Source organism: Rummeliibacillus suwonensis (genome assembly GCF_007896435.1).
Classification (GTDB): Bacteria; Bacillota; Bacilli; order Bacillales_A; family Planococcaceae; genus Rummeliibacillus; species Rummeliibacillus suwonensis.
The window spans coordinates 1,508,929-1,531,891 of the sequence record NZ_VCBL01000001.1 but is presented as its reverse complement, the minus strand read 5'-3'; the positions used below and the strand labels follow the sequence as shown (position 1 = coordinate 1,531,891).

Here is a 22,963-nt window from a genome sequence, read left to right as displayed (position 1 = left end):
TATGACCGCTAAAGCTTTAATGATTCAAGGTACTGCATCTGATGTGGGAAAAAGTATGATATGTACAGCGTTTTGTCGAATCTTTTCTGATGATGGGATGAAGGTTGTTCCTTTTAAATCTCAAAATATGGCACTTAATTCTTTTGTAACGATCGATGGCGGTGAAATTGGCAGAGCACAAGGGGTGCAAGCGGAGGCTGCTAGAGTCATCGCCACGACAGATATGAATCCGATTTTACTAAAGCCAAAACAAGATATGGTTTCTGAAGTGATTGTACATGGCAAGCACTTCATGGATATGAGTGCCACTAGCTATCGCAATGATTTTGTCGAAAAGGCAATGCCCATTGTGAAACAATCTATACATAAATTACAAAATGACTTTGATGTGATGGTATTAGAAGGTGCCGGAAGTCCTGCTGAGATCAATCTTAAGGACCGAGATATTGCGAATATGCGCATGGCTCATGCTACGGATGCTGCTGTAATTTTAGTTGCCGATATTGAGCGAGGGGGTATGTTTGCTTCCATCATTGGCACGTTGGCACTCCTCGATGATTCAGAAAGGGCTAGAGTAAAAGGAATCATTATTAATAAATTTCGTGGAATGAGAGAGCTATTGGACGATGGCGTTGCATGGCTTGAAAAGGAAACAGGAATTCCTGTATTAGGGATCATTCCATATATTCAGGTGAATATCGAAGCGGAAGATTCTTTAGCTCTATCTTCACTGCGCTTTAAAAGACCAAAACAAGGCGAGTTTCCGATAGATGTAGCCATGATTCGTTTACCACGAATTTCAAATTTCACAGATGTTGATCCGTTTTTTGATGAACCAGAAGTAGGGGTTCGCTTAGTTCGTCATGTAAAAGAGCTTGGGGAGCCAGATCTGCTGATCATTCCGGGTACAAAAAATACGATAGAAGATCTACAGTGGTTAAAGGATGAAGGATTCGCCTCAGCTATTCAAAAACTCGCCAAAAAAGGTACATCCATTTTTGGAATTTGTGGAGGGTTCCAACTATTAGGTAGAGAGCTCCAAGATCCTTATGCAGTCGAAGGGGACGGTCGTAGCGCGACTGGACTTTCCCTATTACCTGTCACTACCATATTCAATAAGGATAAAAAAATAGTACAGATGACCGGCCATACTGTATCAACTATTTTTGATACGATGTCACTAACAGGTTATGAAATCCACCTTGGTCAAACAGTGATAGAAGATGATCATTGCGTACCATTTATGAAGTTGTCTGATGGCCGCTGTGATGGGGCTATTGCGATGGATGGGCAAGTGATTGGTACGTATTTTCATGGGATCTTTAACAATCGAGCATTTACGCGAAAAATGGTCAATCAACTGCGTGTAAAAAAAGGATTGCAACCACTCGATCAACAAATCCAATCCGATGCAGAACGTAGAGAGGCTGCCTATCAATTATTAGCCGATCATGTTCGGGAACATATCGATATGGAGCGGGTCTATAAAATGATCGGTATACCAACTCGAGCACAATTTGATCCTTTATAAGGAAACTGCGATTTTGTCTCAAAATATAATCGTTGCTGCCAAGCACTTTAGAATGCCAAGTTGTTCTGTAGACACTTGGCTGTATTTTTGGTATTTATTCACTCAACATTTATGTGAAAAAAATAGAGAAAGCCAAAAATTTAACTATTTATCTTTGGTAATCATCGTAATGCAAGTTTTCTGCTCGTCTCGCAGTAGAGTACTCCTCGATCAAATACGTTCAAATTCTGTAAATACTTGTTGGAGAATTATATATAATAGATAAAATCAAGAATTTTTTTCTTCAACTAAATCATTGGGTTAACTTATTTTGGTTCATTATTTGTGTATTGAAGGAGATCTTTGAAGTTTATCTCTGTTCAATTGATGTGGAATCCCTTATTCAATAATAGAACGGTTTTCCGTAGTAACGAAAAGAGCCCCATTTCTCAAGTTTAATGCTGAGAAATGAGGCTCTTTTATAGTCACTTATAGTGCAAAATTGTTTTTGACTGTTGTGGAATTGGTTGCGTTTGTCGCTTTTTTATAGTCACTTATAGTGCAAAATAGCACTTAAACTAGATGCAGGGGAGCTCCTAAAGTAACTGTTTCATGCTGCTTTTTAATTTAATTTTATAGTGGCTGTATATCTGTGCATAACAAAGCAGATGCGTGAATATGCACCTATCACAGTATCAATTTCTTTAACTTTGCCCCGACTTTTTCCTGCTTTACGAACAATGATAGTTACTTTAAAAATAAAATACTAAATATTCAGATTTTATTCGTAGGGTGGTAGTAAATTTTATCACATGTGTTGATTTTACAAAAATTAGGAATACCTATTTGGTGTAATTTTTGAAAAACCCTGTATTTTCAGGACCATTTATATAGATCTTCGCTGCGGCTTGCTCGACTCCCGCAGGAAAGCGAGCAAGCCTTCGCTACAATCAACGAATTCCCCTATTTTTATGGATTAAATTGGATAATCAACACGCCTGAAATTTTATATAAAAATTACTTTGACAGATAGAGTACAGTTCATTATAATTACTCTATGAGATAGAACTCTATGTAATGGAGTAGTTTGCAGGCAAGGAAGTGACAAATTGATTAGAAGTGATATTATTCGCGGACATTTGGATTCCATTATTCTGCGATTAATAATGGAAAAAGATCGCTATGGTTTTGAAATATCGAAGGAGATCAGTTTGCGTACAGGTAACAAATTTCAAATAAAAGAAGCTACGCTGTATGCAGTATTTCAAAGATTGGAGAAAAAGGAATTAATTGAATCGTATTACGGGAGTGTTTCAAAGGGAGGAAAAAGAAAGTATTATCGAATCACTACGCTAGGAAAGGCATTCTTCAAGGAAACGGTCGTTGAATGGCAAGAAACAAAGGAAATTATTGATTTATTTATGGAGGGATTTAATTGAACCGATTAACGCAACATGTAAGCGACTTATTTAAAGATGTTCCAGAAAGTGAACAAAAAGCATCGATTATGCAGGAAGTGCTACAAAACCTCGAAGAAAAAGTGTGGGACTTGATGGAACAAGGGAAAGCTGAAGAGGATGCAATTAATAAAGCCATTGTTGAATTTGGAGATATCGAGGACTTGACAAAAGAACTTGGGGTCAATAAGTCCGCAAAACCAGGGAAATCAAATACGAAAAATAATACTAAATTAAACCTAGAATATTCGATTTGGGGAAGTGTGTTAATCATTGCCTTGTTTGTCTTTATGAATTTCTATTATTCATCTCATGTAATTTGGTTTGTTTATCCGACCTTTGCCGTGCTTTGGTGGCCGTTGACGATGTATTTTAGATGGATGAAAGTGAAAGGGGAGAGTAAAAATTGAAGAAATATGATATTGGATTTGTTGCTACAGGCAGTGTAATGACCATTGTATTTTTAATCCTAGTCAATTATTTTACAAGCGTTCAATACCCCTGGTTTATTTATCCTGCCTTCATATTAGTGCTATTTCCACTGGGGTTGTACTGCGTATATGCAAAGAAATATACGCTATTCTCTATGGTAGGAAGTTTTCTGCTTTTGCTTTTTCTTATCACAGAGAACTATATTGATATGCCTAGTTATCCGTGGTTTTTCTATACGTTGGCACCTATTGTAATGTGGCCGGCTCTTATGTTACTTGGAAAACGAGCAAAAAGCATGACCACAGCTCTTATAGGAAGTTTTTCTTTTATTCTATACTATATAATTTTAAATATCTTTTTAGCTCCTCAGACTCCATGGTTTATTTTTCCGGCTTTCGTGATTCTTTGGTGGCCGCTTTCCCTTTACCACATAAAACGAAAATCCTATTTTGGATTCTCTATCTCTGCTTCTTTGTTTATTAGTCTATTTTTTATCAGCATTAATGCTATCTTTTCACCACAAGAAATCTGGGCTGTTTATCCAATCTTTACCGTACTTTGGTGGCCTTTAAGTATGTATTATTTTAATTATAAGAAGCGAAACATTTAAATTTTTTTAAAGAACTTAATATGGATTTAATGAATATTTCGCTACCAATAGATTTAGGATACTTTATTTGAAAAAATTTAATTAAAAGTATCTTATAAGTCTCATACTTTTATTGTAGATCAAAAGAATCTATTTGAAAAAATTCGTTCAAATAGATTCTAATTCTTTTCAAGCCTAGTCGATGGAAACGTCTGTAACAACATTTCTTCCTTTATAGTACAATTGATCTTCTAATTTCATATTTTCTTTTGCTGTTATATCTGTGGGGGTTAGCTTACATATACATGTTTTACTTCCAAGCGAAGATTGATAGCGTGCCACATGTTGGGAAGCCAATGGTGTACTGAAATAACCTGCTACATACTTATCCAGCAGTGCTTGCATAACAGTTGTTGCTTCTTTTAAATCATTGACGATTTGAATCTTTCCAAACAGCATAATACTTAGATAAGCGGAATCGGTATGGGCAGGAATGGGGGAAACCATTGTCCCTTCAAACCTGCTAATAACGAAAGTTGCAAGAGGATTATTTTGAATAAAATCTATTTTTTTCCCTTCAGATGCTCCATGGAAATAGATACTCCCATTTAACCAGACATAGTTTAGCGGAACAACATATGGTTCGTTATTTTGGGCTAATCCTAAAAATCCTGTTTCTGCTGAAGATAATAATTGTTCTATTTTTGATTTGTCCTCACAAATTCGATCCTTCATTCGCATATGAATCCCTCCAAATGTTTGCTATAGTTTATTTAAACAAGTTTTTGACCAATTAAAAATAGACAGATTAGAACAATTTATACAGGACAGATCAAATAAAGTGAAGTTTCCATCAGTGGGGATTTTCTTCATCCCGCACTGAAATAAAGGAACTTAGGTTAAAGGCGCTACGTCCTGTAGCAACACCTGAGGGACCAACCTCTTGTTGGCCCGAACCAATCGGACTTTTACGGGCAGTTGATCCCCCATCTATCTTTCTTGTTTCTCTCTAAATCTTGAGATGGGGGTCTTACTGCCCGTTAAAGCGGGATAAAGCTACATACAGTAGCTTGATATTCTTCAATCTTCCAATCAAGCTTTTTACAGGTAAGTTTAACTCTACAGATGGAAGCATATTATTTGTGATTTTAGGATGGACAAAGGAAGGGACGAGCTGAAGATGGAACTGTTTTTAAATACGGATGAAAAAACGCCAAAATATATACAGTTATATGAACAACTAAAAGAAAAAATAATTTGTCATGAATTAACAGTGGGAGAAAAACTTCCATCTATCCGATATTTGGCGCAACAATTGAGGTTAAGTAAACATACTATTGATGCCGCTTACCAGCAATTACTGGCAGAAGGTTATATCCAAAGCGTTCCTCGGAGTGGGTTATACGTCTTACCAATTGAAGGCTTCCCATTACCCGAAGAAATGATCAATACTTCATCTATTATCCCTAAAAATAATCAACCTACAATTGACTTTCATTACGGCTCGATCGACTTAGAAAAATTCCCACTAAACAATTGGGTAAAATGTATGAAACTAGCGATGGAAAAGGACTTGGATATTCTACAATATGGTGCACCGGAGGGAGACCCTTTTTTAAGAGAAGAAATTAAAAAATATGTGGCCCAATCTCGTGGCATCAACTGTACGACAAAACAAATAGTGATCTGTAATGGAACGCAACAATCCATATCATTGATTATCCAGTTATTAAATATAATGCAACAACCTGTATTCTTTGAAGATCCCGGATATAATGAAGTACGAAATATGTTTCAAAAATGGCATTGTGATATTATACCAGTACCTATAGAAAATGATGGGATCGACATGAATACCATCGCCAATAATACAGCAAAGGTTGTCTATGTTACTCCTTCTCATCAATTTCCCTTAGGGGGAATTTTACCAATACAGAAACGTTATGGCTTACTAAAATGGGCAGCACATCAAGATTCTTATATTATTGAAGATGATTATAATAGTGAATTTCGTTATATTGGGAAACCAATCCCTTCGTTAAAGTCATTAGATCAATTTGAAAGGGTTATTTATCTAGGAACGTTTTCAAAAAATTTACTTCCAGCTGTTCGATGCTGTTATATCATTCTGCCTGATTCTCTTGCTGAGGCTGCAGAGGCGATGCTACAGCAACAAACTCAAAATTGTTCACCCCTTTTGCAAAGAGCGATCGCTATTTTCATGAGGAAAGGGTATTTTGAAAAGCATGTGCGCAGGATGAAAATAACCTATCAAAAGAAACAACAAATACTGGTTCAAGCTATCAAGGAACAATTGGGAGATAAAGTGGAAATAGTAGGTCAACAGGGTGGATTGCATATTTTATTGAAATTAAAAAACACGAACGCAGATACATTAATCGAACGTGCTATGAAAGTTGGCGTTAAAGTATATTCCCCGAAAAAACATTGGTTAAATCCTGACGAGGTGTCTTATATTATACTTGGGTTCGGTGGTGTCAATAACAAAGATATCGTAGAAGGGATTACTAAATTGAAAAGTTGTTTTTAGTGCACTTTTATCATCATACTAGGCATGTTGATTATCCAATTATACACATAAAAATATTAGGTATTCGCTGATTTACACGCCTGTTATCGTACAATAAAAGAGAGAGATAAAATGGGACCGTATCCCTTTTATCTCTCTCTTTTTACTTAAAGTTGTATCCAAACGTATCATCTGAGTTGCTATAGTTTCTAATCTTTATCATTATCAGTTTCTCTATGAAATCGTTTATTCACAATGGTTAGTAAAGGCGGGATCAAAATGTAGATATAGAGAATTCTAAATAACTGGTAAATCGTAATCGTTGCTACATCCGCATGAACTTCATGACCGATAATGCCCATTTGATCCATCCCACCAGGTGCCAAGCTTAAAAAGCCTGTAATAATAGAGGTATGTTCCAAATACTTCATAATGACAATACTCAAAACAAAGGCAATAAAAATCAAGATGATACTACTTAAAAAAGCAAAGAAAAGTTGTTGTTTTTTATTCTTCAATGATTCTGGATGTAGAAGTAGACCAATATGTATCCCAACAACAAACTGACTTATATTTAATAATCCCGGCGGCATTGAAGAGGCACGTATGAAAGTCAGATTACACAAAACGGTGATGATCAACGGACCAAGTAAATAAGCAGCTGGCAGCTTTATTTTTCTGCCTATAAGGGCAGCGATTGTACATAATACCATATAAATAAGAAAATGAGACCAACTGAGCGTTCCTAAAACCGTATGCATATCAGTTGACTTTGCCTTGCTGCTTGGTTGTAAGAATGGCAAGTGCACAATAAATGGAACTAATATAACGATCATAATGACACGGATTGTGTGAAAGAAAGTAACTGTCGATAAGTTGACTCCTTTCATATCTTGAGCAAATGCTATAATTTGTGTTAATCCACCTGGTACGCTACTTGTTAAAGCAGTTGGATAATCGATTTTCCCATATTTTGAAATAAGAAAAGCAAAAAGACAGCTGAAGGCACATAAAAAGGTCGTCACTAATAGCATCATAGGTATATCTAGAAGCATAGCTTTTAAGACCTCTTCATTAAATGCAATACCAAGAGAATAACCAATAACGATTAATCCTGCAGATTGGATTTGTTTTGGCCAATACATGTCAAAATGGAAAATTCGATTTGCGAGTAAGATGGCTATCATTGGTCCAAGTAAATAGGGGACCGGTATATGAATCAGTTTAAAAAGAATGGCTCCAACTAAACCAACAAGCGCGGTTCTTGCTATCATTTTTATATTACTTTTATTCATCACTATATCCTTTCTATATTACACTTATATTATGACAGATTCGTGAATAGAAAGAAAAGGATTTGCAAAAAAATAGAAGAATGGATGGGATGTTTTCAAGTGAAACTTCACACAGAGGAGAGTTTTATAGCTTGGTAATAAAGGGTGATTAAAAATGTGTTTTGATCCTTATTTAAAAGCAAACGTAAAAACTCCATTTTGAAAAAAGATTGATCAAAATAGAGTTTCTCTTTTTAACTAAGTGAATCAATTTCATAATGTAAAATTCAGATAAAAAATACGAATGTTGTATATCTATATGAGCATTAATATTCAGAAATTTTGTTCCGCTCCAGACGGCGCTTTCCACGGGCTTGGCTTCAATCTCCTCGTCACTACGTTCCTGCGGGGCTTTCAGCTCAAGCTTTTCCCGTAGGAGTCGCCGTCCTCCGCTCCACGACTATCAAAATTAGTTATTATCAAATGTTCGTATTTTTTAAGAAGAAAATGATTTAAAATTGATTCAAGTATGAAATTTTATAAAAAAGTTTGATTATTTTAATATTACTTATTCGTGATATCCATAAATTGAACGATAAAAAGGCTCCTTAATTAGGAGCTGCTGTAATTCTTTTAAGCGATGAAATTTTGAATAAGATGGATGGTCAAAATTGTTGTTAACAAGCAACCAAAAGAAGTTAATAATATTGTTTTTCTATTGTCTTGTTTTTCTTCATGTTTAATGAATTCATAAATTTGTATGATCCATACAGCCATAGTTACAAGGGCAAGAATTCCGATGGACAAAACACTCACCTCCGAAAGACACTATAATTCATTGTTTACCCCTTTTTTGTATGAAGGCTAAACCACTTTAATTGTAACATTTTGTATATTTTTTCACAAATCCTTACAGAGTAACCTGCTCCGTTAGTGCAAGAACAGAGCATAATTAATTTCAGTACATCTTTTTTATAAACAGTACAACTATTTCAAATCAACAAGTTTCTTCATTTATTATTGTACGTTAGTTGAAAAGATGGGGCTTGTATATCTCAGCACTTGTCCTACAGCCTTTCACACGATTTGAGACAAAATTGTGGATTACATAAAAAATTTGCTCATTCTTGAAATAGAATGAGCAAATTCGCTAAAACCACTTTATAAATTATTCTTCAATCCGATTGTTGCCTTTACTTTCACTTCGGCATATTTCTTCGCATCTGCTTTTTCCCCAACTAATGAACCGATCCATCCTGCTAAAAATCCAAGTGGTACAGAAATAATCGCTGGATTGGTCAATGGGAACAATGGCGTACCTGTTAGGATAGCAGTACCTTCTGGGCTCCAAATATTCGGACTTAAAATGACAAGAACTACCGCAGTGATCAAGCCTGTTGCCATTGCAGCTACTGCACCTGTCGTATTAAATTTTTTATAGTAGATGGTATAAATAATGACTGGCAAATTCGCACTTGCAGCAATACAAAATGCAAGTGAAACGAGGAAAGCAACATTTAAAGTTTGAGCCCCCAACGCTAAAATAATCGAAAATACGGCTACACCAAGTGATGCCCAACGAGCTGCTTTCATTTGTTGCTTCTCAGTAACATTTCCTTTTTTAATAATCTGACCATAAATATCATGAGCAAATGCTGAAGCGCCTGATAACACAAGTCCCGCTACTACCGCAAGAATCGTCGCAAAGGCAACGGCACATACAAATGACATAAGGAAATCTCCACCCAATGCTTCTGCAAGCAGAGGGGCAGCCATGTTTCCAGCAGCATTAGCGGCAACGATTTTTTCAGCTCCCACAAATTTAGCTGCACCAAAGCCTAAGAAAATCGTTAAAATATAGAAGATACCAACAATCCAAGTGGCTGTAACAACTGAGCTACGAGCCGTTTTTGCATCTTTCACAGTAAAGAAGCGCATTAAAATATGGGGAAGTCCAGCAGTCCCAAGTACTAATGCAATCATCATGGATACTGTATCCCAACCATTCGTGTATTTTACACCTGCATTTAAGTAGGCTTCTCCATGTGAAGTAGCTGTTTTGACAGATGTGAACATTTCTAAAATATTGAAATTAAATTTTAAAAGGACAAGGAAAGAAATAATAACAGTCCCGATCATTAATAAGATAGCTTTAATAATTTGTACCCAGCTTGTTGCAGCCATACCTCCCCAAAGAACGTAAATCGTCATCATCACACCAACGATTAAAACGGCTACCCAATAAGGAATACCTAATAATAATTGAATAAGTGCACCTGCACCAACTAATTGTGCAATCATATAAAATAATACAATCACAATCGAGCTAACTGCTGCAGTCCCACGAACTTTTTTCTGATCAAACCGTGCTGTGATCATATCCGCCAAAGTGTAACGTCCAAGATTTCGCAATGGTTCTGCTACAATATATAGAACAACTAAATAAGCGACTAAATAGCCAATGCTATAGAAGAAACCATCAAATCCAAATAATGCAATGGCACCAGCGATCCCTAAGAAGGAGGCAGCTGATAAATAGTCGCCCGCAATGGCGATGCCGTTTTGCCAACCAGTTAAACCACCACCTGCCGTATAAAACTCACTTGCAGAATTTGTACGTTTTGAAGCAATATATGTCACGATTAACGTTAAAGCTACAATTGCAACAAAGAAAAATACGCCAACTGTACTCATTCATATCCACCATCCTTAGCCTTGTCGATTATTTGCTGTGCATTTTCATCAAATGATGCCGCTTTTCTAACATAAGTCATACATAAAAACCATGTCATGATAAAAAGACCTAATGAGTAGATCCATACCCATGTAATATCACCAAAAGCTTTACCATCTAAAATGGAAGTAAAAGAGGTGAAGATGGGAAGTAGAATATATAATGCTAAAAACAAAATAGCCACTGGTACAATAAATCCACTTTTCTTTTTTACCAACGTATTAAATTCTGAACTTTCAGAAATATTAACATACTCTTCTGCAGTAAAATCAGCTTTCCTCCCCTTAGAAAACCGATTTAGTACATGATCGCGAGCGGCTGTTTGATTTTCTTCTACCGTACTTGAAAGATCTGAATTCATATAAAATCCCCCTTTGCCTAATTGGTGAGTTTGAAAGTGCTTTCAAACTCTTAAAATAATCATATTCAAATTTGACAAAAATAGCAACATTTTTTGAACAAAAAAATAATTATTTTTCTATTTAATGGACATTATCTTCTCTTTTAAGTAAAAATCCACTATTCAGGATTTAGGCGAATAGTGGATTTTTATCCCGCATGAACGGGCAATAATACGTATCCAAAATTAAGAAGGCAGGAGAGAGAACAACTGCCGGATGTACCCGATTGATTCGGGCCAACAAGATGTTGGTCCCTCAGGTGTTGCCACAGGATATAGCGCTTTTAACCTGAGTTCCTCTATTTTAGTAGGAGTGGAAAGTGTCACTTTATAAGTATAAATTGCTCCTAAATAGCAACATTTTGGAAGCCTATTGCGTTGTATAAAATTAATAGACTCCCCTTATCCCGCTTTAACGGGCAGTAAGACCCCCATCTCAAGATTTAGAAAGAAACGAGAGAGATACATGTGGGATGAAGTGCCCGTAAAAGTCCAATTGATTCGGGCCAACAAGATGTTGGTCCCTCAGGTGTTGCCACAGGACGTGGCGTTCTTAACCTGAGTTCCTCTATTTCAGCGGGGGATGAAGAAAACCCCCCCTGATGGAGTTTCACTTTATCTTACGACAGAATGATCTTTTTCAATCGTGGCATCTTCCGTTGTATGCCACGTTTTTTCTAACCATTTAAAGAGTATAATAACCAGTGATGTTGCCCCTTCTGCTATCGGGAAAGCCAGCCAAATATAGTTACTACTCAACACTAATGGTAAAAAATATAATAACGGTAAAAAGAATAGTAAACTACGCATCACAATAATGATCATGGACAATCGTATTTTCTTAATGGATTGATAAAATTCTGCTTGTATCAAATTATAACTTAAAAATAAATAGCCAATAAAAAATAAGTCAATCCCTTCTTTTGTATAATCGATCACAGATGGATCTGTTACAGCAAAAAGGGAAATGAGTTGGTCCTTTAATAACCAACCCATTAAGAAAACGACTAGACCGAAAATGAGGCCTGTTTTGATGCCTAGTTGCAATACTTTTTTCAACCGTTCATTCAATTGAGCACCATAATTAAAACTAACGATTGGCTGAATGGCTGAGCCGATGCCAATAAAAATCATGATAAATACAGCATGTAAATAGTTTACAATGGCATAAGAAGTAACACCAATTTCTCCAACAAAATGGCTAAACGCAATGTTAAAACCAACTACCGCAATTGCTGCCGAACCTTCTGTTATAAAGCTTGGTGAACCTATTTTCAGTATTTCTAAGCATGTTTTTACATCAAAATGAAAATGAATAAATTTTAAATTATTTTTCTGAGTGAAAAAGTGTGATACAAGTACGCACAATCCAGCGACAGTTGAAAGGGCAGTTGCATAGGCCGCACCTTTAATCCCCATATGCATTTGAAAAATAAAGAGATAATTGAGGATAATATTCAGCACTGAGGTTAAGATCAAGCCCACCATAGCTAACTTGGGACTACCATCATTTCGTACAAAAATACTGAAGATATTTTCTAATACATAGACAAGACCAAAAAGTAAAATGATATGCAAATAATCTTCAACATATGGCAATACTTTGGAACTGGCGCCGAATAAATAAGCAATCTGTTCCTGCTTCCATAGGCAAATAATCACTAACACGCCAACAATGGAAATGGTCATTATCACACTTTGTGTAAAAATAGATCTAGCCCTAGTAATATTGCCTTTACCCATTTCAATCGAGTAGAGTGTTGCTCCTCCCATACCAATCCATAAAGAAATGGAAAGTAAAATAGAAAAGATAGGGACAGCTATATTGACGCCAGCAAGTGCTAAGGTCCCGACACCATTACTAACAAAAATTCCATCTACTAAAATATTGACAGACATTAAAACCATGCCTAATAATGATGGAAATAAATACGATAAAAATAATTGATGGATTGGCGTTTCCTGCAATTTTGTAGTTGTTTCAGTCATCATATTCTCCAAATCGGAGCAACACGCCCTTTCATTAAACAGTAAGTCTTCCATCATTCTATAGTATACGGTAACCATATAGTCAACTAGGATATAAAAAGTTTCTTTGAGGTGAACAAAATGAATGAAATTTCGCATAAATACTTTACAACTGGAGAATTCGCAAAAATATGCCATGTTAAAAAGCAAACATTATTTCATTATGACGATATCGGGTTGCTCAAGCCTGAGGTCAAATTAGAAAACGGGTATCGCTATTATTCGTATCAACAATATGAAATTTTCATCGTGATCGAATTGTTAAAAGATCTAAATATGCCATTAAAAGAAATTCGAGACTTTTTAACAAATAAAACACCAAAAGAAGCAATTCAACTTCTGCAGCATCAATTAACTCAAATCGATCATAAAATACGTAAATTGAATCATACAAAAACGATTGTCGAAACGAAAATAGCTAATATTCAACAAGCGTTGCATATAGATATTGAGGATATAAGAATTGAAGAAATGGATGAAAGCGTATTGTTCATTAGCCATTCTATTTTAGATGCTTCAGATAAAGAATATTTAAATGCCGTTACCGACTTTATAAATCTTTGCAATAGCTATGAATTATATATAGGCCATCCAATTGGGGCAATGCTTGCAAAAGAAGAATTGCTCCAGCACCAATTTGAAAATTATAGTTATTTATACACAATGATGCCTCAACATTTTCTTGAAGCTTCTACGATTATAAAACCTGCTGGAAAATATGTAGTTGGGTATCACAAGGGGGATGATAAGCAAATGGCATCATCCTACTTTAAAATTTTTAAGTTTATGGAACAACATCATTTAAAACTGAAAGGTTACGCATACGAAGAATATATATTAGACGAAATTTCGGTAAACAGAGAAGAAAACTACGTGACCAAAATGATGATACAAGTGGAGGATGAAAACGGATAACTGATTTGATTTTTGTTCTCCTTAAAACAATATATTTCTATTCAATTCAAATATTTTCTGCTATTTTTAGAATTCCATCTGTATCAACTTTTTTATGGGTTTATTTGAATTAGGGTGGGATAAAAGCAATTTTAAATAAAAGAGCAGGTGAAAAACAGCAAGGATTGATTTTTATGGATTCGATCTTTTCAAGCGAAGAATTTAACATGCATCATTTAATGGTTCTCTAAAACATAAAAAAGGTTCCCAAATATGAATTTGGGAACCTTTTTTATGTTAAAATAATAGACATGAAGATCAAAAATAGATAATTCAACTGCAAAAGTGGCAATCTGAAATGAAAGCCCCTATTGATGATGCCAATTTTAATAGATAAAATGATACGTTTGAAAAAGTCGATCATATATGGGAGAGGACACATACATATGAGTCAGCAAAAGCCAAAAATTCTTCGCGATTTTCTTATTTATCTCACCGCCATCAAGGGAAAATCAAAACGAACACGCGATGAATATGAGTATGATTTAACATTATTTTTGAAGTTTCTACTAGTAGTTGAGCAGCAATTGGAACTTGAAAAAATAGAAGAAATAGATATCAGTAAATTGGATGTTACCTTTTTCAAAACGATCGCTTTAGAGGATATGTATCTATTTCTGGAGTATTGCGAGGAAAATCGACATAACTCCGCTTCTACAAGAGCTCGCAAGGTGGCAACATTAAAATCATTTTTTAAATATTTGAAATCAAAACGCCACTTAATAGAAGAAAACCCTGCGGAAGATCTTGAAACACCAAAAATCAGTAAACGTCAACCCATCTATTTGAGTTTTGAGGAAGCAAAAGTATTTTTGAAAGGAATTCAATCCAAAACACATCATTACAGGGATTATTGCATGATGATGTTCTTTTTGAATTTAGGAATCCGTGTCAGTGAACTTTGTCATTTGAATTTGGATTCGATTCAAGAAAATTTTTTAACTGTAACGGGAAAAGGGGATAAAGAGCGTACCGTGTACCTTAATAACGCGTGCACATCCGCTTTAGCAAACTATTTAACACATGAAAGAAGCCATATAAAAGAGGCAGATCAAAATCCAGCATTGTTTTTATCACAAAAGGGGACTAGACTAACTCGACAACGCGTTGCTAAAATCGTGAAGCAGATTAACTGCACATCTGGTCTGAATAAGAAAAAACTGACACCTCATAAACTGAGACATACTTCCGCAACAATGATGTACAAAAGCGGGGCTGATATTAGAAGTCTTCAACAAATACTTGGTCATTCCAATGTATCCACAACGCAAATCTATACGCATGTTGAGGACAAAGAAATTCAACAAGTAATCGAAAATAATCCTTTTAATATTTAAGTTTAAAATATTATTATTATGTAAACTAATAAGAACTTTCATTGAAAAGCAAATTTGATGGTAATGATTTTAAATATCTCGCATGAAATAAAGCGGGAACTTTTGTTTCTAAAAGATTCCAGACTACTTTAGCGATTCAACCTTTTTTTAAAATTTGCATATCAAGAATAAAGCAGCATGTTCTCATAGATAATGAAAATGAACCAAAATAAGCGCACAGTTGTCATTCAAACAGGCAACTGTGCGCTTTGTGTAAATATATTTTATGAATAATCTCATGTTTAAATCAATGTCATTGAATCATTGATAATTAACGGAGTAATCTTCAGCTTTAATCATTTTTAATTTGCGTTCAAATAAGCGAAGTAATACTGTGTTTAAAATAATTGGTAAGACAAAGAACATGACTAACATGATCATTGTATTATGCAAATTCCAACCACCATCAGCTAGATTGATATAGTTTAATGGTCCAATTAAACCTGCAAGACCAAACCCTGCACTGTAGGGGGTACCTGTAATATTTAGCATACCGCCTAGAGCACCTAAAATCGCAGCTGTAATAATCATTGGAAACGCAATTCTTGGTTTCATAAAGAAGTTACGCATTTGGATTTTAGGCGATCCCATAACATGAGCTAAAGCAGTACCAAAATTGTTAGCTCTATAGCTTGCGATACACATACCAACACCTGAGGCAACAACCCCTAAGTTTGCAGTACCTGCACCAATGCCGGATAACATGATAACGGTTGCAACACCAATCGTGGATAGAGGTGAAAGAATCAAAATACTAAAGATAACTGCGATAATAGCTCCCATTAATATTGGTTGTAAGTTTGTCACATTATCAATGGCAACTCCTACATAACCAGCACCAGTTCGAACATAAGGAAGTGTAAATAAGCCGATTCCACCAGGGATAAATAGAGATAAAGCAGGCATCAATAAAATGGTATAATCCTTAAAACGATCGCCGATAAATTGTACAAATAAAACAGCTAGTGCTGCTGTTATACCAGTATTGATAACAACACCGATTCCTTGCATAGTGATGGCACCGCCGTCACCCATTTTCCAAACGCCACTACCAACCATTGCTGCTAAACCAACACTTGCCGTTTGGATAGGCGTTAATTTAAATGTTAAACCAATCATTACCCCTGTGATAACAGGGAGAAGGCTCATTGCCAAAACGGAAATATCTAAGATATATTGGAAAAACGGAACATACGGAATAATCAGTTTTAAGATTTCTCCAACTAATGCATTTGGAATGAGAGCTACGATAATTCCCATACTCATGCCAATTAGTAGTTTGTTGAAAAAGTCTTTCATAAATATCAATCTCCAATCAATTGAGTAAAATAAAGTAATGTTCTAAATTATATAACATATAATGTTACAGTCAATAGGGAATATTCTAAAAATTATAGACAAATAACTTAAACGAGATAATGTGCGCTTTATCGACAAAAATATACAAAAAATGATGATATATTTTTTCTGACAATTCAAATCATTTTATACTTTTTGCACATGATAAGAGACAAATAACTTGATAATGTTAGCTAATTTTTGTGATGTTTCTAGTAGATGGTTGTATGAATAAATACATTCTATTCAATATTTTCTGCCTTGAGAAGGAATGATATTTTTGTACACATAACATGACAACAAGGCGGAAGATAACACAGTAAATTTACGCAGATAGATCCATAAAATCAGAAAACCATTCACATAGCAAACTTTCATAAATGATTCTCTTAACCTCTTTAGATATTTCTACATCGTATAAATACATATAATTTTATTATGTAAACTAAATTTATCTTTCAAACGCAAGATACGATTAATCTCATTAGTACTTGATAAAGTCGACTCTAAATATTAGCTGATCTTTATTATTTTCCCTTCTGATCCTTTTCTTTTCCTTCTTATATAAGTAAAATAGGAAGGGTATTTTATTTGAATTGAGGGAGAGAAATTATGAACGATAAGCGTTATAAAATTGCTCATCGCGAAGCGCTTATTGGTATTGCATTAGTTATCATCAATTTTGCAATATGGTTTGGCTTTGCATATGGGCTCGGTTCGGGTGATCCGAAAAAATATTCATATGTATTTGGCTTTCCGGCTTGGTTTTTCTATAGCTGTATCGCCGGAACGATCTTTATGATTATATTGCTCATCATTGTCATCAAATTCTTCTTTAAAGACGTATCATTTGATACGGAAGAGGATGGTGATGAACGATGATACATTGGCAAGTAATCATCCCACTAATTCTTTTTTTGGTGATCATCTTTTTAATTGGTATGTGGGCAAATAAACATGTCATGCAATCAGATTCTTTTTTACAGGAATACTTCCTTGGCGGGAGACAAATGGGAGGATTCTTGCTGGCCATGACCATGATGGCTACATATGGCAGTGCATCTAGTTTTATTGGAGGTCCAGGAGTAGCTTATAACACTGGACTTGGTTGGGTTTTACTATCGATGGCTCAATTACCAGCAGGATATTACGTATTAATGGTATTAGGAAAGAAATTTGCTATTATTGCCAGAAAATACAAAGCCATTACTTTAATCGATTTTCTACGTGAGCGTTATCAAAGCAACTTTGTTGTTATTGTCTCCGCATTAAGTATAATCATCTTCTTATTTTCTTCCATGGCTGCACAATGGATCGGCGGTGCACGCTTGATCGAATCTTTGACCGGATTGCATTATACAACTGCACTTTTTATATTTGCTATAGTAGTCCTTGTGTATGTAATTGTCGGAGGATTTCGTGCTGTTGCTTTAACCGATGCTGTACAAGGCTCTGTCATGTTTTTAGGAAGTGTTATTTTACTGATCGGGACCATTATTGCTGGTGGCGGAGTTTCCAATATTATGGCTGATCTTGTTGCTGAAAATCCTAAACTGGTATCGCCATTTGGGGCAGATGGTAGTTTAACACCTCTTTATGTATCAACGTTTTGGATTTTGATCGGTATTGGTGTGATTGGCTTACCGCAAATCGCAGTCCGTGCCATGTCCTATAAGAATTCGGCAAGTATGCACTCGGCTATTATTATCGGGACGATTGCACTGGGCACCGTGATGTTTGGCATGCACTTAACAGGTGTATTCGCACGTCCCGTATTACCAGGTGTTGAAATCGGAGATAAAGTTATGCCACTTTTAACGTTAAAAGTGCTGCCACCGTTTTTGGCAGGGGTTGTATTAGCAGCACCAATGGCGGCTATTATGTCTACCGTAAATGCGCTCTTAATACTTGTAAGCTCTACAATTGTTAAAGATATTTATCTAAACTTTATAAAGCCACAAGCTAATGATCACGAAATCAAAAAGCTGAGCTTTTTTGTCACTACTTTAATAGGTGCAGCTGTTGTTATTGTTGCATTAAAACCACCAGATCTATTAGTATGGCTCAATCTTTTCTCATTTGGTGGTCTGGAATCCGTATTTGTTTGGCCTGTAGTATTAGGTCTATATTGGAAAAAAGGAAACAAATATGGAGCCGTTTCATCGATGCTCGTTGGCTTAATTAGTTATATTTTGATTTATGAAAAATGGAAAACCACTTTTTTAGGCATGCATACTGTCACAACTTCTATCATATTATCTCTTATTACGTATGTAACCATTAGTTTAATGACTCATCATCGATTTAAGAATTTCAAACATATTATTTAATATGTAGATTAGAGGATATGGTTGATTAGACAGTATCCGAAAAAAAGGGGACCACTTTTACAATATTGGGCGTGTATGAACATAACTATGAAAAACATCTTCATTCTGCCCAATTGGATGTAGTTCAACAGGATGTTCAAATAAAACAAATCTTAAAACTCAAACTTCTTGATAAAAATTGAAGTTTGGGTTTTACTCATATTTCAAAAATTTGATTTACACATATAGTAACAGCGCACCATTATGTACGAAATCTTTTGATTTATGAATTGAAAATGTTTTAAAACTTTATACAGTTGTTTTCTTCATGCTTGTTTCATATACAAAGGATAGGGCGGTCGCTTATGAAAATATACGTTTATCTTGATGAAAGGGATCTTACTGCCTGTTGAATGCAGGATAAATATGTATTATTAATTTTTCAGATAATTCTGTTGACAACCGCCTATTTCTGTTATATATTATTAACAGCAATAAAATTTGTTATATAACAGGAGGAGATATATATGGATATATATCTAGAAGGATATGAACGATATTGTAGTGCTTGTGAGGAGTATGGATTAGAATCGAAAGACTTTTACTTTTTTATCAATCATTTAACAGAAGAACAACTCAATGCTTACAAGGAGCATTCAAAAAGGAGCGAAGAACAAAATGTCTGATGTCGCCGCGGGTAACTTATAAAACCTCTACTAATCAAAATGTTGGTTGGTAGAGGTTTTATAGCGTTTACAAAAAAATGGCGTTCAAGTAAAAAAAGCATTTACATGTTTTTGTGAATATGAAATACTATAGAAAATAACAATTACATAGTCTTAGATAAAAGTGCCTAATGTGTTTTAGGATAATAGGGAAATCAGTGAAAGTCTGATGCAGCCCCGCTACTGTAAATATGTTGGAAATCGTGTATACCACTGGCTTTTAGCTGGGAAGGTGCGAATATTCATGTACATATAAGCCAGGAAACCTGCTTTTATCTGCGTTTCTGATCTTCGAGGGGGAGGTGTGGAACATTGAAATGACAAATAATGATTATTGACATTTCACGTCCAAGCACTCTTTACATTTTGATGTAAAGTTTTTTTATGGAGAAATTTAATTGCCTCTATCCTAACAAGACAGATCAATCTGTAATTATGCAAAAGAATGGAGGCTCTTATATGTATTCAAACAAATCTTTTAAAAAGTGGATCGCACCGATTTCACTAGCTAGTTTACTGGTAGCATCTCAATTACCTGCTACCATCACTGCTCATGCAGAGGAAAATACAACTGTCACAACGACTGTTGGCAAGGATGTTAGCTATCAAAATGCCCTTTCTTCTTCAAGCGCTTTTCTTTTAAGCATCACACCAAACCCAACAATCGCGGATTATGATATTGTCACCGATTTGGCACGAGCTAACTTACCTATTGTCCCAAAAGATTATTATGAAAACTATTACCAATCTGTTGAAAAAGAACTACAAGCAAAAAATGGCGCCATTTTTGACTCATCATCACAATATGCAAAGCTTATTTTAGCTGTTACAGCCATCGGAAAAGATGCGGAAAATGTTGGCGGTTATAACCTTATTCAACTGATGGCAGATGCCTATTTAACAGCGCAAGAAAAAGATCTGCTCTACGATATGGATAACTATTATATGCTGTATGCATTGGATGCAAAATCATATCATTTACCAGCGGGCGAGAAGTATCAAGCATTAAGCCGTGAACAATTAGTTTCCAAGTTATTAGCTTCTCAATTTACAGATGATGATGAAAATAATGGTGCATTTGGTTGGGATAAGACATGGGGAGCAGATAAGGACGCTACATCTATGGCTGTGACGGCTTTAGCAAACTATTCTAATCAAGAATCCGTTCAACAGGCAATTGAAAAAGCCTATTCATATTTAGGCGATCAAATCAATGAGCGTGCTGGATTTGTCGGTTACTACGGTGGTGATAGTCCAGAAACAGTATCTCAGCTAATTATTAGTTTAACTGCCAATGAAGTGGACCCGAAAACAGATGTTCGATTTGTTAAAGAAAATGGAGCTTGGACTATTTCCAACTTGCTTACAACATATGATAGTATTACAGGTGGCTTCAAAAGTACGCCGCAAGCAAAGGAACCCAACTCCATATCATCAGACCAAGCGAATCGTGCTTTACAAGCTTATGACCGTTTTGTAAACGGGAAAAATAGCTTTTATAATATGACAACAGATGCTAAAGCTGACGAACTAAAATATGATGTGAAGGCACCTGAAAAACCAACTGTTGCTACAGTTGCTGACAATGCAACGACTATCACAGGTAAAACAGAACCATTTGCCACAATTACAGTAAAAATTGTATCGAAGATTGATACTAAAATTATTGGAACAGCACAAGCAGATTTCACAGGAAAATATTCTGTTAAAATCAAACAGCAAAAAGCAGGGGCTTCCCTTCAAATCGTTGCGACAGACTTAGGGAAAAACAGCAGTGAACCGATCGACACTAAAGTAGTTGATAAAACGGCTCCAAAAATATCAAAAATCGGTCAAGTAAGTGATCGCACGACAAAAATTACAGGGATAGCTGAAGCGAAAGCAAAAGTCTATGTGATCAAAAATAATAAGGTAATCAAAACTGGGACTGCTTCTACAAAAGGCGCATTCTCATTGGCTATCCCAAAACAAAAGGCAGGAACAGTCCTAACAGTTTATGTCCAAGATTCAGCCAAAAATAAAAGTAAAATCGTCAAGATTAAAGTTGTAGACAAAACAGCGCCAAAAGCACCGAAAGTCCATAAAGTGACGAAAAAATCGAATAGAATTACAGGTACGGCAGAAGCAAAATCTAAAGTATATGTCGTGAAAAATAAAAAAATCATTAAATATGGCACAGTATCTTCAAAAGGTAAATTCTCATTGTCTATTAAAAAACAAAAAGTGGGTACCAAATTAACCATCTATGTCAAAGATGCTGCCAAAAATAAAAGTGCTAATAAGACGATTATTGTCAAATCAAAATAAAACAATAGAAAGTAAATAGAATCATAGGGTGTTAGAATTTACTTCTAACACCCTATTCCCATCTAGTTTAGGAGGTGTATTTTTTTGAAAAAGATACAATTTATTGTACTGTCTTTTATCATCGCAGTACTATGTCTTTCAGGTTGTAAGGTTCAAACTGTTGAACAACATGATCAAGAACAACAAGGAACAACCCTTGACCAAGGAAAAGTGAAGGTTATAGAAGGCTCGGAAAAAAACAAAAACCCACAGGAGAAAACACAAAAGCAGCAACAAAAATCAGCTAGCTCAACTGAACAGAAAAAAGAAACAACAAGTGATTTTAAGAAGGAAACGACAAATTCAAAACAGCAAGATACAGCATTACAAACAGAAAAATCAACAGTTGAAAACAATGGTTCAAATCAAGAAAAAACGATATCATCTCCTACAAAAGAATCTGCAGGCAAAGAGCAACAAACAAAACCAACAAAGGGTAAGGTAGTTAAACAAGAAAAACAAGATAAAAATACTGTAACGAAAAAGAAATCAACGACAACACATAAAGAAAAAAATCCAGCAAAGCAAGCAACTGTTGCTGAAAAGAAAAAATATGTCACCATATCCATTCGTGTTGACACACTTTTGAAAAAAGATAACTATGAAAGATTAGAGCCAGCCCTACAAAGTGAAAAATATGTACCGAAAAATGGTGTGATACTTTCTACATCCACCTATGAAATTCAACATGAGGACGATTCAGCTTGGGACATTACTTTGCGTGCCTTACAACAGCATCACATTCATTTTGAATATGAAGGTGCTGCTAAAAAATATGGAAGTATCTATGTAGAAGGCATCAATCATTTATACGAAAAGGACGCCGGAAAATTGTCTGGCTGGATGTATAGTGTCAATGGAAAAAATCCAGGTGTTGGATGTGGAAGTTATGAGGTTAAAGATGGCGACCATATCGTTTGGCAATATACGGTTGATAATGGCAGAGATATAGGTTTGTAAT

Annotated in this window: 19 protein-coding genes and 1 riboswitch; of the genes, 12 read left to right on the top strand and 7 right to left on the bottom strand. The window is 35.3% G+C overall.

Translation table 11 applies throughout. From position 1 onward, the window contains the following. The first annotated feature begins 1 nt into the window (after position 1). The 4 genes from FEU33_RS07085 to FEU33_RS07070 all read left to right on the top strand — a co-directional run bounded on the left by FEU33_RS07085 (position 2) and on the right by FEU33_RS07070 (position 4,009). Positions 2-1,531, top strand: a complete 1,530-nt coding sequence (locus tag FEU33_RS07085) for a cobyric acid synthase (protein WP_146548704.1) — start codon at positions 2-4, stop codon at positions 1,529-1,531. A gap of 1,088 nt (positions 1,532-2,619) precedes the next feature. Continuing rightward, positions 2,620-2,949, top strand: coding sequence for a PadR family transcriptional regulator (locus tag FEU33_RS07080; RefSeq protein WP_146548703.1), 330 nt, complete (start codon positions 2,620-2,622; stop codon positions 2,947-2,949). Further along, entirely contained in the window at positions 2,946-3,377 is a 432-nt protein-coding gene (locus FEU33_RS07075; protein WP_146548702.1) for a permease prefix domain 1-containing protein, read from the top strand. Before FEU33_RS07080 ends, FEU33_RS07075 begins: the two co-directional genes overlap by 4 nt. Beyond that, positions 3,374-4,009 carry a hypothetical protein gene (locus tag FEU33_RS07070; RefSeq protein ID WP_244950989.1) on the top strand — a complete coding sequence of 212 codons (636 nt, stop codon included), beginning with the start codon at positions 3,374-3,376 and terminating at the stop codon, positions 4,007-4,009. The genes FEU33_RS07075 and FEU33_RS07070 overlap by 4 nt, the downstream gene beginning before the upstream one ends. A 174-nt stretch (positions 4,010-4,183) precedes the next feature. Here the strand turns inward: FEU33_RS07070 and FEU33_RS07065 are convergent, their stop codons facing one another. Next, a complete protein-coding gene (locus tag FEU33_RS07065) occupies positions 4,184-4,729 on the bottom strand; it encodes a pyridoxamine 5'-phosphate oxidase family protein (RefSeq protein ID WP_146548701.1) in 546 nt (181 codons plus the stop codon). 439 nt (positions 4,730-5,168) lie between these two features. On the opposite strand from FEU33_RS07065, the gene pdxR reads away from it, so the two are divergent. After that, complete coding sequence (gene pdxR / locus FEU33_RS07060; RefSeq protein ID WP_186731343.1) at positions 5,169-6,539, top strand: MocR-like pyridoxine biosynthesis transcription factor PdxR; 1,371 nt, start codon at positions 5,169-5,171, stop codon at positions 6,537-6,539. Between the two features lie 188 nt (positions 6,540-6,727). On the opposite strand, the gene FEU33_RS07055 is transcribed toward pdxR, so the two are convergent. The 5 genes from FEU33_RS07055 to FEU33_RS07040 all read right to left on the bottom strand — a co-directional run bounded on the left by FEU33_RS07055 (position 6,728) and on the right by FEU33_RS07040 (position 12,915). Further along, positions 6,728-7,813, bottom strand: coding sequence for an AbrB family transcriptional regulator (locus tag FEU33_RS07055; protein WP_244950988.1), 1,086 nt, complete (start codon positions 7,811-7,813; stop codon positions 6,728-6,730). Between the two features lie 612 nt (positions 7,814-8,425). Further along, complete coding sequence (locus tag FEU33_RS18735) at positions 8,426-8,599, bottom strand: hypothetical protein (protein ID WP_186731342.1); 174 nt, start codon at positions 8,597-8,599, stop codon at positions 8,426-8,428. Between the two features lie 354 nt (positions 8,600-8,953). Continuing rightward, positions 8,954-10,486 carry a solute symporter family protein gene (locus FEU33_RS07050; protein WP_146548699.1) on the bottom strand — a complete coding sequence of 511 codons (1,533 nt, stop codon included), beginning with the start codon at positions 10,484-10,486 and terminating at the stop codon, positions 8,954-8,956. Continuing rightward, complete coding sequence (locus FEU33_RS07045; RefSeq protein WP_146548698.1) at positions 10,483-10,887, bottom strand: DUF485 domain-containing protein; 405 nt, start codon at positions 10,885-10,887, stop codon at positions 10,483-10,485. Before FEU33_RS07045 ends, FEU33_RS07050 begins: the two co-directional genes overlap by 4 nt. 654 nt (positions 10,888-11,541) lie before the next feature. Further along, a complete protein-coding gene (locus FEU33_RS07040) occupies positions 11,542-12,915 on the bottom strand; it encodes an MATE family efflux transporter (protein ID WP_244950987.1) in 1,374 nt (457 codons plus the stop codon). Between the two features lie 120 nt (positions 12,916-13,035). On the opposite strand from FEU33_RS07040, the gene FEU33_RS07035 reads away from it, so the two are divergent. After that, positions 13,036-13,869 (top strand): MerR family transcriptional regulator, encoded by an 834-nt coding sequence (locus tag FEU33_RS07035; RefSeq protein ID WP_146548697.1) that lies wholly within the window; start codon positions 13,036-13,038, stop codon positions 13,867-13,869. 425 nt (positions 13,870-14,294) lie between these two features. Beyond that, on the top strand, positions 14,295-15,245 hold the full coding sequence (locus FEU33_RS07030; RefSeq protein ID WP_146548696.1) for a tyrosine recombinase XerC: 951 nt from the start codon (positions 14,295-14,297) through the stop codon (positions 15,243-15,245). A gap of 300 nt (positions 15,246-15,545) precedes the next feature. Here the strand turns inward: FEU33_RS07030 and FEU33_RS07025 are convergent, their stop codons facing one another. After that, positions 15,546-16,583: a PTS sugar transporter subunit IIC gene (locus FEU33_RS07025; protein ID WP_146548695.1), complete on the bottom strand. Its 1,038-nt coding sequence runs from the start codon at positions 16,581-16,583 to the stop codon at positions 15,546-15,548. A gap of 651 nt (positions 16,584-17,234) precedes the next feature. Here FEU33_RS07025 and FEU33_RS07020 point away from each other — a divergent pair. The 5 genes from FEU33_RS07020 to FEU33_RS07000 all read left to right on the top strand — a co-directional run bounded on the left by FEU33_RS07020 (position 17,235) and on the right by FEU33_RS07000 (position 22,962). Further along, positions 17,235-17,504, top strand: a complete 270-nt coding sequence (locus FEU33_RS07020; RefSeq protein ID WP_146548694.1) for a YhdT family protein — start codon at positions 17,235-17,237, stop codon at positions 17,502-17,504. After that, positions 17,504-18,952, top strand: a complete 1,449-nt coding sequence (gene panF / locus FEU33_RS07015; RefSeq protein ID WP_186731415.1) for a sodium/pantothenate symporter — start codon at positions 17,504-17,506, stop codon at positions 18,950-18,952. The genes FEU33_RS07020 and panF overlap by 1 nt, the downstream gene beginning before the upstream one ends. A 506-nt stretch (positions 18,953-19,458) precedes the next feature. Then, entirely contained in the window at positions 19,459-19,617 is a 159-nt protein-coding gene (locus FEU33_RS07010) for a transcriptional regulator (protein ID WP_146548692.1), read from the top strand. 144 nt (positions 19,618-19,761) lie between these two features. Continuing rightward, a riboswitch (cobalamin riboswitch) is annotated at positions 19,762-19,944 on the top strand. A 171-nt stretch (positions 19,945-20,115) separates the two neighbouring features. Next, positions 20,116-21,963 carry an Ig-like domain-containing protein gene (locus tag FEU33_RS07005; protein WP_146548691.1) on the top strand — a complete coding sequence of 616 codons (1,848 nt, stop codon included), beginning with the start codon at positions 20,116-20,118 and terminating at the stop codon, positions 21,961-21,963. An 84-nt stretch (positions 21,964-22,047) separates the two neighbouring features. Continuing rightward, positions 22,048-22,962, top strand: a complete 915-nt coding sequence (locus FEU33_RS07000) for a DUF4430 domain-containing protein (protein ID WP_186731341.1) — start codon at positions 22,048-22,050, stop codon at positions 22,960-22,962. The last annotated feature ends 1 nt before the right edge of the window (position 22,963 follow it).

Excerpts from the sequence above, each read along its gene's own strand:
- FEU33_RS07045 (WP_146548698.1), bottom strand. The coding sequence starts at position 10,887 with ATGAATTCAGATCTTTCAAGTACGGTAGAAGAAAATCAAACAGCCGCT.
- FEU33_RS07005 (WP_146548691.1), top strand. The coding sequence starts at position 20,116 with ATGTATTCAAACAAATCTTTTAAAAAGTGGATCGCACCGATTTCACTA.
- FEU33_RS07030 (WP_146548696.1), top strand. The coding sequence starts at position 14,295 with ATGAGTCAGCAAAAGCCAAAAATTCTTCGCGATTTTCTTATTTATCTC.
- FEU33_RS07050 (WP_146548699.1), bottom strand. The coding sequence starts at position 10,486 with ATGAGTACAGTTGGCGTATTTTTCTTTGTTGCAATTGTAGCTTTAACG.
- FEU33_RS07040 (WP_244950987.1), bottom strand. The coding sequence starts at position 12,915 with ATGACTGAAACAACTACAAAATTGCAGGAAACGCCAATCCATCAATTA.
- FEU33_RS07085 (WP_146548704.1), top strand. The coding sequence starts at position 2 with ATGACCGCTAAAGCTTTAATGATTCAAGGTACTGCATCTGATGTGGGA.
- FEU33_RS07025 (WP_146548695.1), bottom strand. The coding sequence starts at position 16,583 with ATGAAAGACTTTTTCAACAAACTACTAATTGGCATGAGTATGGGAATT.
- pdxR (WP_186731343.1), top strand. The coding sequence starts at position 5,169 with ATGGAACTGTTTTTAAATACGGATGAAAAAACGCCAAAATATATACAG.
- FEU33_RS07010 (WP_146548692.1), top strand. The coding sequence starts at position 19,459 with ATGGATATATATCTAGAAGGATATGAACGATATTGTAGTGCTTGTGAG.
- FEU33_RS07035 (WP_146548697.1), top strand. The coding sequence starts at position 13,036 with ATGAATGAAATTTCGCATAAATACTTTACAACTGGAGAATTCGCAAAA.
- FEU33_RS07065 (WP_146548701.1), bottom strand. The coding sequence starts at position 4,729 with ATGCGAATGAAGGATCGAATTTGTGAGGACAAATCAAAAATAGAACAA.
- FEU33_RS07020 (WP_146548694.1), top strand. The coding sequence starts at position 17,235 with ATGAACGATAAGCGTTATAAAATTGCTCATCGCGAAGCGCTTATTGGT.
- FEU33_RS07055 (WP_244950988.1), bottom strand. The coding sequence starts at position 7,813 with ATGAATAAAAGTAATATAAAAATGATAGCAAGAACCGCGCTTGTTGGT.